Source organism: Flavobacterium ginsenosidimutans, from assembly GCF_003254625.1.
GTDB lineage: Bacteria > Bacteroidota > Bacteroidia > Flavobacteriales > Flavobacteriaceae > Flavobacterium > Flavobacterium ginsenosidimutans.
The window spans coordinates 270,483-286,868 of sequence record NZ_QJRJ01000082.1 but is presented as its reverse complement, the minus strand read 5'-3'; the positions used below and the strand labels follow the sequence as shown (position 1 = coordinate 286,868).

Genomic DNA, 16,386 nt, shown 5'->3' with positions numbered 1-16,386 from the left:
AACAGACTTTCCTTTTTTGTTTCTTACTTTAAAAACGATAAAAAATAATAAGCTCTGACCGTTTTAATATTTATTACTTTTACTTTTATTAAAACTTCAGCGATGGATGCCAAATCTTTATTAAAAGACCATGTTTCTAAAATTGTCACCTTAACAGACGAACAGTTTGATTATTTCTTTTCGCATTTTAAAACAGAAACTTTTAAGAAAGGGCAAACTATTATTAGTGAAAGTCAGGACGTTGACAAAGAGTATTTTGTAATTTCAGGTTGTTTAAAGTCCTTTTATGTCAATGATGACGTAAAAATGTACATCCTACAGTTTGCTATGCCAACTTGGTGGGCTTCTGATTATGCGGCGCTTTACAACAAAACTAAAGCTACTATTAATGTAGATTGTGTGTCGGATGTTGAAATTCTTTCTCTTTCAAATCAGGATCGAGAGAAAATCTGTAGCGAAATACATGAAATAGAACATTTTTTTAGATGGAGAACCAATCGCGGTTACGTGGCTTCTCAGAAAAGATTGCTTTCTTTTATGAATAATGACACCAAAACGAGATACGAAGAATTGCTTTCGCTCTATCCTGCCTTATACAACACCGTACCTAAACATTTAATTGCCGCTTATCTTGGTGTATCCAGAGAAACTTTAAGCCGATTGTACAACGCTTCTAAACCACATTGACGAATGTGATCTACATCACGTAATCTATTTGGAATACCGCCATTACTTTGTACTATAAATTAATAACAATTTAAAATACAGAATAATGGAAACTAAAAATTTTAAAATTTCGAATACTGAAAGTCAAGTAAACTGGATAGGAAAAAAAGTTACTGGACAACACAATGGAACAATTAATATCGAGAATGGTAATTTTACTTTTTCTAATGATGAACTTACTGGCGGAAATGTCGTTATAGACACTACTTCTATCTTAATTCTTGATGTTACCGACTCTGCAACAAATCAGCAGTTTGCAGGACATTTGGCTTCTGACGATTTCTTTTCTACAGACAAATTCAAAACTGCATCTTTAGACATTACGGCTGTTTCTAAACAATCTTCTTCAGCTTATTTTATCGAAGGCAATCTTACTATTAAAGCCATTACACATCCAATTGGTTTCAATTTGGAAGTGAAAAAAAATGAAAACGATTTGAAAGCTTCTGGTAAAATCATCATTGACCGTACCAAATATGATATGAAATTCCGTTCTGGAAATTTCTTCACCAATCTTGGAGATACTTTGATTTACAACGAATTTGAATTGGATGTTAATCTAACAGCAAAACTTGCTTAATACTTAGAAATCATGCCATATGTAAAAATTGAAGTAACTCGTGAAGGTGTTACAAGAGAACAAAAACAGCAGCTCATTTCTGGCATTACCCAATTAATAACAGATGTTTTGGACAAAGATCCGAGCCTTACACACATCGTGATTCAAGAAATAGAATTAGACGATTGGGGATTTGCAGGCGAACAGGTTTCTGTCTTGCGCGAAAGAGGCATTACGGCTCAAAAGAAATAATCACTTAAAATCAGGAAAAAATGAAAACAATTATAGTAACCGGTGCCTCAACAGGTATCGGTAAATCAATAGCTCAATTATTTTTAGAAAAAGGCTACAATGTAGTGATCAATTCTGCCAATTTGCAGAATCTTAAAACTACTTTTAAAGAATTAGGACATGCGAATCAGCTGGCAATGGTACAAGGTGATGTAAGCCGTATTGCAACCGGAAAAGAATTAGTTGAAACTGCTTTAGAACGTTTCGGAAGTGTTGATGTATTGGTAAACAATGCAGGGATATTTCAGCCACAATCTTTCTTAGATGTTGAAGAACAAGACTTAGATCGTTTTTTAAACATTAATTTAAAAGGAACTTATTTTACAAGCCAAGCGGCCGTAAAACAAATGCTGCAACAAGGTGAAGGATCAATTATTAATATCGGAACCGTTTTGGTAGATCATGCCATCGATGGATTTCCTGCAACTGCGCCTATTTCTAGCAAAGGCGGCGTTCATGCCTTTACAAGACAACTTGCTGCAGAATTCGGAAAAAACAATATTAGAGTAAATGCGATTGCTCCAGGGATTATTAGAAGTCCGCTTCAAGCTAAAACTGGCGTAGACAATGCTGATAGTTTGGCTGGATTACATTTATTGAAACGCATTGGAGAAACCCATGATGTGGCGCAATTGGCTCTTTATTTAGCCGAAAGCAATTTTGTAACTGGCGAAATCATTAATTTAGATGGCGGTCACGTTGCTGGACACAGCATCTGATAACTTCAAAAATTAAAATCATGGAAAATTTTGGCACAAATGCAGCTCTAATTACAGCTGTGCTTATGAATTATTTTAACGGAATTTATACAGGCGATGTTCCTTTATTGCGAAGTGTTTTTCATCAAGAGGCAATTGTTGGTTTTGATATTAATGGGGAAACTCATTTTAAAACCGTAAATCAATATCTAGAAGGAGTAAAAAACCGTAAAAGTCCACAGGAATTGGGAGAAGAATTCAAAATGAAAATTCTATCTTTAGAAATCATCAATAATACCGCTGTCGCGAAAGTTCAAGTTCCGATATTCGAGTATAATTATTATGACCTTTTAAGCCTTATCGTTGTTGATGGCAAATGGGTTATCAGTAACAAATTAGCAACTAAAGTAAATTAAAATTCAATGTGGAATTCAACCAAAATAACACAATTACTAGGTATTGAGTATCCAATTTTACAAGGTCCGATGGGCGGTGTTTTTTCAACTACCGCTCTATTGGCTTCTGTAAGCAATGCTGGCGGATTAGGCAGTTATGGCGCCTATACACTTACACCAGAAGAAATACATGAAGTTGGAAAAGAAATCAAGCTTGTTACTTCTAAACCTTACAATATCAATTTGTGGGTTAATGATGTTGACAAAGAACTTCTAAATTACCCTCCAGAAAAACTGGAAAAGATAAAACAGAATTTTAAACCGTATTTTGATGAATTAGGGATTCCGCTTCCTGATTTATCTTCTGATATTCCTTCTAAATTTGAAAAACAAGTAGAAGTTGTATTCGAACTGAAACCCCCTGTTTTTAGCTTTATTTTTGGAATTCCGTCAAAAGAAATACTGAAAGAAAGCCAAAAACTAGGCATAAAAACCATTGGCGCGGCAACGACTTTAGAAGAAGCGCTTGCTCTAGAAGATGCAGAAGTAGATGCAATTATCGCTGCAGGATTTGAAGCAGGCGGACACAGACCTTCTTTCTTAAAACCGGCACAAGATTCTTTTACAGGATTATTCAGTCTTGTACAGCAATTAAAAGCAAAAACTAAAACACCAATCATTGCCGCAGGCGGAATCATAGATGCAAAAGGAATAAAAGCCGCAATGGCTTTAGGTGCCGATGCTGTACAATTAGGAACTGCTTTTATGGTCACAGATGAATCGGGTGCGACGCCTGTTCATAAAGAAATGCTTTTTACTAATCCGAATATTCCAACTACGGTTTCAAAATCGCTTACAGGAAGAATGGGCCGAATGATTAGCAATAAAATCTCCGATGCTATTCCTTTTGAAACTGAAGTACTTCCTTTTCCTCTTCAAACCAAATTAATCGCACCTTTAAAAGTAGCCGCACTCGCCCAAGGAAGAACCGACATGATTAGTTTTTGGTCAGGGCAAAATACAAGCAATTTAAAATACCATAAAGCAAGCGAATTGATGCAGTATTTAATTGCTGAAATGTCGGTGTAGTTTTTTAACGCAAAGTTCGCTAAGTTTTTTTTGCTTTAGATTGTGTTTTTAAGTTCGCAAAGCGTTGTCTTTTATAATCTCGCAAAGTCGCAAAGGATTTTATTTTTAAAGCCATTGATTATTAGGATTAAAAGGATTTTGTTTCACGCAGATTTTGCAGATTTAATTTTTATTTTTAAAAAATCTGCACAGATCTGCTTTAATCATTTCAAATCTGCGTGAAATAAAACTCCGCAACTCTGCGACTTTGCGAGATTAAAAACCACAATATTTGCACAACTTTGCGAACTTAAAACGCAATCTAGAGAAAAAACCTTAGCGCACTTTGCGGTAAAAAACACCAAGTCACTCCCTGTCCATTTCACCCTAAAGTTTGTCCGTTTCAACATAATTCCGATTTCATTTTTAAGGCTTTCAACGCACATTTGTACCGTTAAATAACTTTAAATATCAAAATCATGAACTCAAAAACAACAAAAATTATCTATTGGACAGGCGCAGTATTAACTTCTTTATGGTTTGGCGCAAGCGGTTTCTTCGAATTAACAAACAATCCATTGGTTTGGGGAATTACACAACAATTAGGTTATCCAGCGCATTTTATTTATATCCTTGGCGTTTTTAAAGTGGCTGGAGTCATTACACTTTTAATTCCAAACAAATTATTACGATTGAAAGAATGGGTTTTCGCAGGAGTCTTTTTCGATATCATTTTCGCCTTCTTTTCAAAAATAGCTGTTTTAGGTTTTGGCGCAGCAACTGATGCTATTATTGCCTTTGTAATGGTAAGCGTAACTTATGCAATGTACAGAAAATTATATACGGCTACTTATAGTGCGTCTATCGAAAACTTTTAATAGAGATAGTAAAAACAAGAGGCTTTCTCAAAAGGAAAGTTCTTTTGTGTTTGACTGAATATTAAAAACATTTTATAAATAGAAACCCCAGCGGGGTAAAATATTTATAGAATTTCAATTAGACACACGAAAAAAGCTCCAGCGGAGCGACATATATTATAGTTTAAAAAATATGTCACTCCTCTGGAGCTTTATATTGTAACCGTATACTTTTGTCTATAAACATTTCGCTTCTCCGAAGCTTACAGAAAGATGCTATCTTTTGTAATAGTCTACCTCTTACTAATTTTTAATTTAATTATTTCCAATGAAAAAGATTATTCTAATTCTCTGTTTTATACTTTCAGCTTTGTTTTTTATAAGCTGTTTTATGTTTCCAGGATTATAAAATCAAGCCAATTAGTTTATCTAAAAAACGATAAATTAATTGGTTTTATCGGTTTTCTAACCAGCTCAAAAATGCGGTGGCTTTTTCTTTTCCCACTAATATTTTTTCTTCTGTTGGAACACTTAATTTCACGATTATTTTACGCGAAAAATAATGTTCTGCTTCGCGAATGGCCGAAAAATTAACCAAATATTGTCTATTGATTCTAAAGAACTGAATTGGTGATAAAAGCTTATGAATTTCATCTAAAGACTGCGTTAACGGGTATTCGTTTTTGTCTAAAGTCATAATTGTTGGCGTTTCGTTTTTGATGAAGAAAAAAGCAATATTCTCGGTTAAAACTGTCTGATATTTATTGTTTTTGAAAACTAAAAAACTGCTTTTTCCTTTATTTTCGCCATTTCTGGTCAACAAATAATCGAAATCAGGCATTACTTTTTTATTTCTCTGAAAGAAGTTTTTCAATTCTCCCGCTTTCTTTAAAGCTTGCGAAATGCTTTCTCTTGAAAAAGGTTTTAGAACATAATCAATTCCGTTTGATTTGAAAGCTTCGATTGCATAATCATCAAAAGCAGTACAGAAAATTACAGGCGACAAAACTTCGACATTTTTAAAAATCTCAAAACACTGACCGTCTGCCAGTTGAATATCCATAAAAATAAGATCTGGTTGATCATTTTCCAAAAGATAATCTACTGCGCCGTCAATGCTTTGTATATAAGACAAAATCTGAAAATCGGGTCTGATGCTCAGAATTAATTGGCCAAGTGCCTTGGCTGTTTTTACTTCATCTTCAATTATTATGATAGTCATAATTTAGGGGTATTTTAACTTTAAAGGTAGTGTCGTCTTTATCAATTTCAATTTCTTTATGAATCAGGTGCATAAAGCGCTGGTTGATATTATCTAAACCAACACCAGTAGACACGGCGCCTCTTTTAAGCTGAATTTTATTTTCAACTACCAAAAACTCATTTTCTGTATAAAGCTTTATTTTGAGAGGTTTATCTAAAGAAACGACATTGTGTTTGATGCAATTTTCGATTAATAATTGCAAAGTAAAAGGTGGAATCGCCGAATCGTACTGCTTTGGATCAATTTCATTTTCTAAAACAAATCCGTCTTCAAAACGCGCTTTCAGCAGATACACGTACGAATCTAAAATCTGAAGCTCTTCGCTCAGCGGAATCAAATCCATTTTTCGGCTTTCTAGTGTAAATCGATAAAAATCGGATAATTTCAAGATGAAATCCGAACTCTGCGGATCTTGGATATCGACCATCGATTTTAGCGTATTCAAACTATTAAACAAAAAATGCGGATTTACCTGCTGTTTCAATAATTCGTATTGAGCGCCTAGATTTACTGCTTTTGTGCGTTCCAATTCTACTCCCATTTGCTGTGTCTGATAGTTTTGAAAAAGAAGATGCAGAAACATATACACAATCAAGTTGATTAAAACTCCGCGAAGCTCAAACATGATTGGAGCATCCATTTTTGAAACCTGAAACAGTTCCTGATGCGCAATTACCAAAATCACCATTAAAACAATCCCTAAAATAACACTGAGTAAAAGTTTCCAGTTAAAAAGACTTTTATTGGCATGATTAGCAGAAAATTTTGGTAAACTATAAATGTTGTAATACCATATAAAAAGAGAAAACAGGAGTGTAATCGAAGAATTTATAATAAGATCTCCAGGTGTAGAATCGGCATCAAATAATTTAGGAATCGAAGCCATAACTGCCAATGCAACTGAACTCCCCCAAATGACTTTGAGCGAAACCTGAAAACGTTTTGTTTTTTCCATATTGTAATTGGTTTGTTATCCTGATAATTCAAAGATAGGTTTATTTGAAAAAGATTTCACGCAGATTTAAAGTGATTTTAGCAGATCTATACAGATTTTTTTTATTACGGTTTCCTTACACGTTTTGTCATTTCGAGGAACGAGACTCGAGCGATAGCGAACAGGCGAAGCAAATCTCACTCAAGATTCGACAAAGATTGGCGAAAATCTGTGCGGAATTTCTAGTGAGATTTCTCGTTCCTCGAAATGACAAAAAATGAGAATAAAAAACTTTGCGTCTCTGTGACTTTGCGAGATTAAAAACAAACTGAAATTATCTGCTAAAATCACTTTAAATCTGCGTGAAATAAAAAACTAAGCCTTCTTAACTCCCAAAATAGCACCTGAATTCATATCCTGAATAAACCCAATAATTTCGAAATCTTGTGCATTATAATTTTTAGGAAGATGAATTGTCGCTGTTCCTTTTTTGTTTTTATTTAAATCTACAGATTGCAGATTACGAACGATCTGATAATGCGATAAAACCCTGTGGGCATTCTCGCCTCTTTTTACGTTGCTCTTAGCTTCTTTCTGAACAACTGCAAGCAATAAACGGCTATTTTTTGAAGTGCCTTCAACATTATAATTTACAGAAAGCGAATTAGCATTTTGACTTGCCTCTAAACTTAAACTCGCCGAAACTGGCTTTGAAATTGCCGATTTAATTCCGTTTCGAAGACTCGTTTCTTGAGAACCGATATAATCAGTTTTTCCGTTAATAATTACTTGAGGTGTGTAAATGGGTTCTTTTCCCATAAATTGAGCGTAGTCGTATTGTCTTTTTGTAAAATCAGCATTACTGAAAATATCTTTCCAACCCTGTTTGTCCCAATAATCTACGTGATAAGCCAATACATAAACGTTTTTATCACGGTATTCATTCTGAATTTTCCCAAGCAATTCATCAGCAGGCGGGCAGCTCGAACAGCCTTCTGAAGTATACAATTCTAAAAGTGCAAAACCTTTTTTATCTGAATTCTGACTGAAAACGCTGTTTCCAATTAAAAGAAACAACATTATAAATCCACTTAAAATTTTTATCTTTTTCATAATTAAATTTATTAAACCTGACAGGTTTTAAAATCCTGTCAGGTTTGTTGAGAACTGAGTTATCGCATCAACTTATAACTCATAATTCATAACTTAAAACTATTAAAGAATATTAATCTCAACGTTTATATTCCCTCTTGTCGCTTTAGAATACGGACAAGTCTGATGTGCTTGCGCGGCCAAAGCTTCTGCTGTTGAAGTGTCAATTCCTGGAAGGCTGATATTTAATCTTGCCTGAAGAGAATATTCTCCTTCTGTTACGCATAAATCTACTTCGGCGTCTACAGCGGTTTCGGTTGGAAGTCTAACTCCAAGTTTAGAAGCCGCAATTCCTAAAGCTCCAATAAAACAAGCCGACCATCCCGCAGCAAATAACTGCTCTGGATTTGTTCCCGGACGCGAAGATCCCGGTGCACTTAATTTGATATTCAATTGTTCATCTGAACTTTGAGAAGCTCCTTCTCTACCGCCTGTTGTGTGTGTTTTTCCTGTGTATAAAACTTTTATTTCCATGATTTTTTGTGTAAAATGTTATTTGTAAAAAGTGAAATGTTTTTTGTTTTTTTGCGAAATGTAAAAAGTAAAAGAATGATTCACCATTATTTAGATACGTCAATTATCGCTTGTGCAAAAGCTTTTGGATCTTCTTGCGGAACGTTATGTCCGATTCCTTTTAAAATTCGGTGTTCGTATTTTCCTGTGAATTTGTTTGCGTAGACTTTTCCATCCGCAAAAGCGCCGTCAAAATCACTTCCTATTGTAATGGTTGGAACTTTAATTTCTGGTTTTGTCGCCAAACGTTTCTCTAAAGAATCGTATTTAGCTTCACCTGCTTCCAGAGATTGTCTCCATCTGTAATTGTGAATCACAATCGCTACATGATCTGGATTATCAAAAGATTGAGCTGTTTGATCGTAAGTTGCTTTGTCGAAGTTCCATAACGGAGAAGCGATTTTCCAGATCAATTTATTGAAATCGTAAGTGTTTTGAGTATAACCTTGTTTTCCTCTTTCGGTTGCGAAATAATATTGGTACCACCATCCTAATTCGGCAGTTGGAGGAAGCGGTTTTAAGTTTGCTTCTAAGTTCACCACCAAGTAACCACTTACTGAAACCAAACCTTTTACACGTTCTGGCCAAAGTGCTGATACTACAACTGCTGTTCTAGCGCCCCAATCGAAACCGCCAATTACAGCTTTATCTATTTTTAGCGCATCCATAAAAGCGATAATATCACTTGCTAAAGCTGCCTGCTGACCGTTTCTGAAAGTGTCTTTCGAAAGGAAAGTCGTTGTTCCGAATCCGCGTAAATACGGTGTGAAAACGTGATATCCTTTTGCTACCAAAATCGGAACGACTTCGTTATAACTGTGAATATCGTATGGCCAACCGTGAAGTAATATTACTGGAGTTCCGTTTGACGGACCTGCTTCAGTATAACCTACGTTTAATAATCCGGCATTGATTTGTTTTAAAGTTCCAAGTGAACTGCTTACTTCAATTTCTTTTTGTTTTGAAGTTTGTGCTTGAGTGAAAGTTGCATTCATAAAAAGAATAGCGATTAGAATATTTGATAGTGTTTTCATAATTTTTATTTTTTCGATTAGTTGATTATCAGTTAATTTCTTTGTCAAAGGTATCTTGACGTTGTTTGTTTTAAAAGGCAAAAAAAGGTGAAGTAGACAAGGTTACGGTTGAAGTGGACAGGGAGAGATTTTGCCACAAAGACACGAAGGCACTAAGTTTTTTTTAAAAGAATAATTATTATTAAGGTATTTATAATAAAAATCTTTGTAGACTTTGTGGTAAAAAAAATCTTTGCGTCTTTGAGCCTTCGCGGCAAGAACCTTAAACTTGAAACTATTTTTTCATTACAAGTATCGGTTTTCCTTTTTCCACAATATAAGTCGCCAGTTCTGATGCTTTCGCATTTGTATTATTTTTAGCCGAATGCACTACGCCAGCTGGAATAAAAAGTACTTCTCCTGCTTTTAGTGTTACAGGCTTTTCATCTTCGATCTGATATTCTAGTGAACCTTCAACCACATAAATCACTTCTTCACCTGGATGAGAATGTTTCCCAAAAGCAGAATGTCCGTCAAAATCGATTCGTGCCTGAACCATTTCTTTTCCTGGAGTACTTAGATCATGTTTTTGTAAATCGATGCGTTTTACTCCCTGCGCCGCAATCTGATTTGGAACTAAAAAGGCAATAATTCCTAAAACAATAATTGCGATGATAACCCATGTTTTTTGTTTTTTCGTTTCCATAACTTCTGATTTAAATTATTTGTTTTTCGTTAATTTCTTCGTCAAAAGTATTTCGATAACCCTTCATACGAAATCAGAAAATAGGTGGAATGGACAAACTTCAGGGTGAAATGGACAGCGCGTGAGTTGTGATATGTGAGAGGTAAAATGTTTGAGGTTTAACCGCAAAAGACGCAAGGATTTACGCAATCCCGATAGCTATCGGGAGCTAAGTTTTTAATCTCGCAAAGTCGCGATCCCGAGGCTTCGGGAGCAAAGTTTTGCCTTTATTTTTTGCTACAGATTAAAAGGATTAAAAGGATTTTTGTTTCACGCAGATCCAGCAGATTTTAGAAAATAATTTGCCTTTATCTGCTTAAATTATTTAAAATCTGCGTGAAATAAACCTTTTCGATTAAAATAAGAATTCGCAAAACTTTAAAAGAAAACTTAGCGCCCTAGCGCCTTTGTGGCAAAAAAACGAGCACAAAAAAAATCAGGATTAGTATTTTACCACCATCCTGATTTCTTTGAATTAAAATTAACCTTTACTTTTTATCTTCTTCCTCTAAAGCCTCCTCCGCCTCTGAAACCGCCGCCGCCGAGGCCGCCTCCATTAAATCCGCCTCCGCTTCTTTGGATATTTTGGAAATTACGTGTTTGCATTTCACCACGATCTCTTGAAATAGCCGAGCGATCAAGATCGTTTGTTATATCTGAACGTCCAGCTTCTCCAAGCGGTTTATTAGGCTGTCCGAGCGTTTGGTTTGCTTTAGGAAAATTATCTCGCTGAATTCCATCTCCCATTCGAGTTTCGCCTCCTAGGTTCTGATTAGCTTTTGGCAAATTATCACGCTGAACTCTTTCGCCTGCACCATTTGCACCAAGTCCTTCATTAGGTCTGTCACGCTGAATCCTTTCTCCCGCTCCATTGGCTCCTAGTCCTTGGTTAGCCCTATTCTGAATGCCTTCACCCGCTTTTTTAGACGAACCCAAAGTTCCTGCTTGCGTCCAGCCACCGTTTCCATTATTATAATGGCTCCAATTTCCGTTAGCATCTCTTTTATAAACATGTCCGTCGTGACCAGCATAGAGATTATTATTGGTATGAATTGTAGTTCCTCCGCCTCTTCTGTGCGTAATGACACCTTTATTTCCTCCCGAAGTTTCATAACCAATTGCCGTCCCTCGTCGTGTAGTGATATGTCCCGTCTGCGCCCACTGATTTCCATTTGTTGCAGCCGAATGTCCCCATTGCGCATACGCATTATGTCCTTGATTCGTTCTCGCATAATTTCCCGTCCACGGATTATAAGTACTTGCAGCAGTGCGCCCGCCATACCATCCTTGTACACTTGCAGAACGCCCGTATCTTCCCGTTGCAGGATTATACCAAGCCGAAGTTCCAGCTGCGCCATAAGGTCCGTAAACGCGTCTTCCAGCTGCATAACCACCAGTCCACGGATTGTAAACCGCTCCTCCTCCATACGCATAAGGCCACGGACGATAGATTGGATACAGTCCACCGTAATATACATAAGGAGGATAATACCATCCTGTGCCATACGTCAAAATAGCCCCAAATGTTGCACCAATAATAAAAGCACCCAAATAACCCGCAGTAGAACTACTTTCAACCGTTGTATCAGTTGTAGTTTGCGTGACATACGTAACATTGTAAACTGGCGAACTTGGCGGAATCGTATAAATTTCTTTCGGCACAGAATCGCATGTTTTCCAAGGTCCGTTCGGACTTGTCGACATAAACCAAACTGCCTGAAAACACAAATAGTACAAATCGCCCACTTTTATAATCTTCTCTTGCGTGTTGCTTGCATATTGCATTTTAGTTCCATCAATTGGTTTAAACTGAGGTGTTCCGCCATCATACGATACTTTTACTTTTGCCTCAGCATCCGATTTCTTTAAAATAGCCGTTGTCGGAACTTGCGATAACATTACGGCATCATTCGCTTCCTGCGTTCCAGGCACAGATGACAATACATTGGCACGCGGAGAATCTTTCGGAATCTTAGCAAAATCAGCTGGAAGACTATTACTGGCATAACTCCACGGTCCAGTTAGTTCTTTAGACTTAAACCATCTTCCAGACAATAATACATAATACTGACCCTTGTTTTCATCGGCAAAAACATCATTCTCGGTATTGTCAATGTATAACAATTTAGTTCCTGGAATTTTAACGAATTTCGGACTTCCGTTTATCGCAATCAATTCTGCAGGTTTATTACTGTAGAAAACTTCAGGAGGTGCTCCAGAAGAAGGCGGCGGAATCATTTTCTTAACATCATCAAAATTCTGTCCCGAAGGCAGATTGCTCAAACCCGCAGGCAATTGGGTTGTTTTTGTCCATTTGCCCGCGACATTTTTCGAAGTCAGCCAGATATTCTCTACCAATAGATAATAATCTTTTGTGGTTTTATCAAAAAACAAATCCCAATTGGTATTTACCACATATTGAATATCCGATTTTTCTACAGGCACCAAAACCGGTTCGCCTTGCACAATAAGCAAAATCGACGGATTCGTACTGTAAAAAATGGCTGGAGGATCGTTTTTAGCCGCAATTCCCTTTGGCGGACTTTTGGTATGACTTAAATCTGCCAAAATACGATCTACCGAAATAGGATCTCCGCTCTGAGGTAGCGTTTCTTTAAACAGCTTTTCCATTTCAGGAACTTTCTTTTCGTCCAGAGCTGGAAACCGGATATCGGTTACCTGAAGTTTTTTAATAAAAGCGCTTCGGTTGTCTTTGTCTACCAATGTTTCCGCTTTCAAAGAGGCCACACCCAAAACCTGTTTTCCGTCTTTTGGAGTCAGCGAAAAAGCCACTCGGGCCGTAAGTTCTTTAAAATCTTTCCAGTCGTCTACCTGAGGCTGATAATAAACCAGTTTAGTCCCATTATTCTCCGCTTCACGAGGCCAACCACGATCTGCAATTAATGTAGAGTCGGCAGTATCAGGCTTTTCCGCTTCTGTACTTACTTGCTCTTTATCCTTATCTTTTTTGCAGGAGAACAAAATTGCGCTCAAACAAACTCCAAATATTAGAAAAGCATTTCTCATAAATTTAAAAGTTAGATTATTCATTGAAAACTTATTTTCTCGATCGTCTTATAAAATTGATTCCTATAAAATTAAATTCACCGCATAAATAAAACTACAAATCAGCCGCTTACTTTGTTTCACATTATAATTTGAAACCAAATAAATGCTTAAATAATCCTTATTTTCTCGAATCAAGAGTTTAATCTGTACCAATAAATTGAGCTAAAATGAAGCATTGATATTAATTAGAAGCTGTTTCCTGCTATCCGCTATATCTTTTCCTTGCTAAAGAAGCAAGAAAAAGGATGCCGCTACTATCAGGGCTAGGGCACTCATTTTCAAAAGACCGTTTTCGAAAAATTATTATTTAAAGTCTTTTGTGTTCTAACCTCCATCTAATCAATTATTATAAATTATTTTTATAACTATAAAAAATTATTAATTTGATTAATAAACACCTTCCCTATACCTTTGCTTCATCAAAATCAAAGAAATGATTTGAACATCTTAAAAAATAACTTTAAAAAATAGAAATCATGAAATTTACAAGAAGAGCAAACGCAAACTGGAAAGGTACAGGAATGGAAGGAAAAGGAACCATTAGTACACAAAGCACAACTTTAGATAATGCGCAATTATCATTCAAAACTCGTTTTGAGCAAGGTGTTGGAACCAATCCTGAAGAATTAATCGCAGCGGCACATTCTGGATGTTTTACTATGCAGTTAAGCTTTTTATTATCTGAAGCTGGTTTCGTTCCAGAAGATTTAGATACAACAGCGAAAGTAACTTTTGAAGACGGAACTATTACTTTAATTCAATTAGAATTGACTGGAAAAGTACCTGGAATTTCTGCAGAAGAGTTTCAGCAAACCGCTCAAAAAGCAAAAGAAATTTGTCCAATTTCTAAATTGCTGAATACTGAGATTACTTTATCAATCACTTTACTTTAAATAAATCCCAATACAAAAATCCCAAATTCCAAGTCTGAATGGAAAATTGGAATTTGGAATTTTTAAAATTGAAATTTCTATTCAAATTTAAAATCTAAATAAAATGAAAACAATATTTAAAAGCTTTTTAGCATTCGCAGTCCTTATTTTTAGTTTAGCATTCACAAACGTAAACGCACAAACTAATCCTAAAATTAAAAATGTCGTATTAGTTCACGGTGCATTTGCTGATGGCTCTGGATGGCAAGGTTTATACAAAGTTTTGACTAAAAAAGGCTATAATGTAACCATCGTTCAGAATCCGTTGAGTTCTTTGGAAGATGATGTTCAAGCCACAAATTTAGCTTTAGACAAACAAGACGGACCAACTATTTTGGTTGGACATTCTTGGGGAGGAACAGTAATTACAGAAGCTGGAAATCACCCTAAAGTAGCGGCTTTGGTTTATGTAGCGGCTTTACAGCCTGATAATGGCGAAAATTCTGTTCAATGGTTGCAAACTGCTCCTCCAGCTCCTGAAAATGGTGTATTGCCTCCAGATGAAAAAGGAATTGCGTATTATGACAAAGCTAAATTTCACGCTGGTTTTGCAGGAGATTTGAGCAAAGAACAAGCCGATTTTATGTATGCTTCGCAAGGTGCTTTTCATGCGCAAGGTTTTTTAACACCGATAACTAAAGCCGCTTGGAGAACTAAACCTTCTTACGGAATCGTAGCAACTGAAGATAAAAGTATTGTTCCGAGTATTCAGTACGCAATGTACAAACGTTCTAACACCAAAATCACTGAAATTAAAGGTAGCCACGTCGTATTTATTTCTCAACCACAGAAAGTGGCAAATGTGATTATTGAAGCATCTAAATAATTGTGAATGGTTAATTATAAATTCATACATAAGCTTGTCATTTCGAGGAACGAGACCCGAGCGATAGCGAACAGGCGAAGCAAATCACACTAGAAATTCTACAAAGATTGGCGACAAACATTGCGCAAACCCGCGTGTGATTTCTCCTTCGTCGAAATGACAAAAACATAACTAAATTCCAAATTCCAAGCTACACAGTAATTGGAATTTGGAATTTTTATTTTGTAATTTAAGTCAACTTACTTATTGCTTTAACAAAATAAGGCGAATCGTTCCAGCGGATTTTTTTATAATTGAAATCTTTTTTAAGCGATTCGGGAAGGCAGTTCCAGATTGCTTCATTCATTTTCTCCAGTAATAATTTCTTAGAGAAAGAATCAGAAACTACTAGACTTATTTCTCTTACGGGAACAGGTTCTTTGAAAGGTTTAAAAAGTCCGCCCGATTCGTTTAAAGTGGAAAGTTTAGGAATAATCGCAAATCCTAAATGGGCTCGAACTAGATTTTTTAAGGTTTCTATCGAATTAATATCGTACGTAAATTGTTCCTTTATTTTATCTGATGTTTTTAGTCCGCAGATGTCTAATAATTGTGCGTTGTAGCAATATTCGTGATGCAATAATAACAATTCGGTTTTGTCGCCGGGCTGCATTTCGTAAAATTCATCATTCGCCATCGGATGCGTCTGATTTAAATAGGCAACAAATGGTTCTTTAAAAACAACATGTTCTATTAAATTCGGGTTTCCCGTTGGCGTAGCCATAATCGCAACGTCTATTACACCTGTTTCTAAATCGCGCATTAAATGTCCCGTATAACCTTCTTTGATAATAAAATGTACTTTTGGCGCCACTTCTTTCATTGCCTGAATAAACAGCGGAATCAGATAAGGCGATAAAGTGGAAATAATGCCAAGTTTCAGCTCTCCTTCCAGCAGATTTTTTTCATTGATCACAAAATCACGAATTTCATCTACTTCACGAAGTATCTTTTTGGCTTTATTAATAATTTCAATTCCTAAAACAGTTGGTGTCAACGGCACTTTATTTCGATCAAAAATCTTAATTCCGATTTCTTCTTCTAGATTTTTTAACTGAATGGTAAGTCCGGGCTGCGTTACCATACAAACTTCGGCAGCTCTTGCAAAATGCCGTTCTTCGTCTAAAGCGACTATATATTTTAACTGCTGAATGGTCATGTCTTCTAGTTTCTAAGATACAGAGATGCTAAGGTACTGAGTTGCTCTTTTTTATTTTTAGTTTTTTAAGAAAACTTTGTGTTTGTTACATATAAATAAAATTTAAGAATTATACTACTTTTTATACTATTAAACCAACTTCTTTT

At 35.9% G+C, this 16,386-nt stretch carries 17 protein-coding genes; 9 read left to right on the top strand and 8 right to left on the bottom strand.

Going from position 1 to position 16,386, the window contains the following annotated elements; all coding sequences use genetic code 11:
• Positions 1–102 precede the first annotated feature (102 nt).
• The 7 genes from DM444_RS21790 to DM444_RS21755 all read left to right on the top strand — a co-directional run bounded on the left by DM444_RS21790 (position 103) and on the right by DM444_RS21755 (position 4,615).
• Positions 103–687, top strand: a complete 585-nt coding sequence (locus DM444_RS21790) for a Crp/Fnr family transcriptional regulator (RefSeq protein ID WP_111290585.1) — start codon at positions 103–105, stop codon at positions 685–687.
• A gap of 85 nt (positions 688–772) precedes the next feature.
• Positions 773–1,306: a YceI family protein gene (locus DM444_RS21785; protein ID WP_111290583.1), complete on the top strand. Its 534-nt coding sequence runs from the start codon at positions 773–775 to the stop codon at positions 1,304–1,306.
• Between the two features lie 12 nt (positions 1,307–1,318).
• Positions 1,319–1,537, top strand: coding sequence for a tautomerase family protein (locus DM444_RS21780; protein ID WP_095929127.1), 219 nt, complete (start codon positions 1,319–1,321; stop codon positions 1,535–1,537).
• A 20-nt stretch (positions 1,538–1,557) separates the two neighbouring features.
• Complete coding sequence (locus tag DM444_RS21775; RefSeq protein ID WP_111290581.1) at positions 1,558–2,295, top strand: SDR family NAD(P)-dependent oxidoreductase; 738 nt, start codon at positions 1,558–1,560, stop codon at positions 2,293–2,295.
• Positions 2,296–2,315: 20 nt separating this feature from the next.
• Positions 2,316–2,690, top strand: coding sequence for a nuclear transport factor 2 family protein (locus DM444_RS21770; protein ID WP_111290579.1), 375 nt, complete (start codon positions 2,316–2,318; stop codon positions 2,688–2,690).
• A 6-nt stretch (positions 2,691–2,696) separates the two neighbouring features.
• A complete protein-coding gene (locus DM444_RS21765) occupies positions 2,697–3,758 on the top strand; it encodes an NAD(P)H-dependent flavin oxidoreductase (protein WP_111290577.1) in 1,062 nt (353 codons plus the stop codon).
• 458 nt (positions 3,759–4,216) lie between these two features.
• Positions 4,217–4,615, top strand: coding sequence for a DoxX family protein (locus DM444_RS21755; RefSeq protein WP_111290573.1), 399 nt, complete (start codon positions 4,217–4,219; stop codon positions 4,613–4,615).
• Positions 4,616–5,048: 433 nt separating this feature from the next.
• On the opposite strand, the gene DM444_RS21750 is transcribed toward DM444_RS21755, so the two are convergent.
• The 7 genes from DM444_RS21750 to DM444_RS21720 all read right to left on the bottom strand — a co-directional run bounded on the left by DM444_RS21750 (position 5,049) and on the right by DM444_RS21720 (position 13,242).
• On the bottom strand, positions 5,049–5,816 hold the full coding sequence (locus DM444_RS21750; RefSeq protein ID WP_111290572.1) for a LytR/AlgR family response regulator transcription factor: 768 nt from the start codon (positions 5,814–5,816) through the stop codon (positions 5,049–5,051).
• Positions 5,797–6,813, bottom strand: a complete 1,017-nt coding sequence (locus DM444_RS21745; RefSeq protein ID WP_111290570.1) for a sensor histidine kinase — start codon at positions 6,811–6,813, stop codon at positions 5,797–5,799. Before DM444_RS21745 ends, DM444_RS21750 begins: the two co-directional genes overlap by 20 nt.
• 354 nt (positions 6,814–7,167) lie before the next feature.
• Positions 7,168–7,905: a DUF1223 domain-containing protein gene (locus DM444_RS21740; RefSeq protein ID WP_111290568.1), complete on the bottom strand. Its 738-nt coding sequence runs from the start codon at positions 7,903–7,905 to the stop codon at positions 7,168–7,170.
• A gap of 102 nt (positions 7,906–8,007) precedes the next feature.
• Complete coding sequence (locus DM444_RS21735; protein WP_204251705.1) at positions 8,008–8,418, bottom strand: organic hydroperoxide resistance protein; 411 nt, start codon at positions 8,416–8,418, stop codon at positions 8,008–8,010.
• Positions 8,419–8,504: 86 nt separating this feature from the next.
• Positions 8,505–9,491: an alpha/beta fold hydrolase gene (locus tag DM444_RS21730; protein WP_111291194.1), complete on the bottom strand. Its 987-nt coding sequence runs from the start codon at positions 9,489–9,491 to the stop codon at positions 8,505–8,507.
• A gap of 274 nt (positions 9,492–9,765) precedes the next feature.
• Positions 9,766–10,176 (bottom strand): cupin domain-containing protein, encoded by a 411-nt coding sequence (locus DM444_RS21725; RefSeq protein WP_111290565.1) that lies wholly within the window; start codon positions 10,174–10,176, stop codon positions 9,766–9,768.
• 534 nt (positions 10,177–10,710) lie between these two features.
• On the bottom strand, positions 10,711–13,242 hold the full coding sequence (locus tag DM444_RS21720; protein ID WP_239455767.1) for a hypothetical protein: 2,532 nt from the start codon (positions 13,240–13,242) through the stop codon (positions 10,711–10,713).
• 518 nt (positions 13,243–13,760) lie between these two features.
• On the opposite strand from DM444_RS21720, the gene DM444_RS21715 reads away from it, so the two are divergent.
• Positions 13,761–14,177, top strand: coding sequence for an OsmC family protein (locus tag DM444_RS21715; RefSeq protein ID WP_095929114.1), 417 nt, complete (start codon positions 13,761–13,763; stop codon positions 14,175–14,177).
• A 103-nt stretch (positions 14,178–14,280) separates the two neighbouring features.
• Positions 14,281–15,042, top strand: coding sequence for an alpha/beta hydrolase (locus DM444_RS21710; protein WP_111290560.1), 762 nt, complete (start codon positions 14,281–14,283; stop codon positions 15,040–15,042).
• A 229-nt stretch (positions 15,043–15,271) separates the two neighbouring features.
• Here the strand turns inward: DM444_RS21710 and DM444_RS21705 are convergent, their stop codons facing one another.
• A complete protein-coding gene (locus tag DM444_RS21705; RefSeq protein ID WP_111290558.1) occupies positions 15,272–16,240 on the bottom strand; it encodes a hydrogen peroxide-inducible genes activator in 969 nt (322 codons plus the stop codon).
• Positions 16,241–16,386 lie beyond the last annotated feature (146 nt).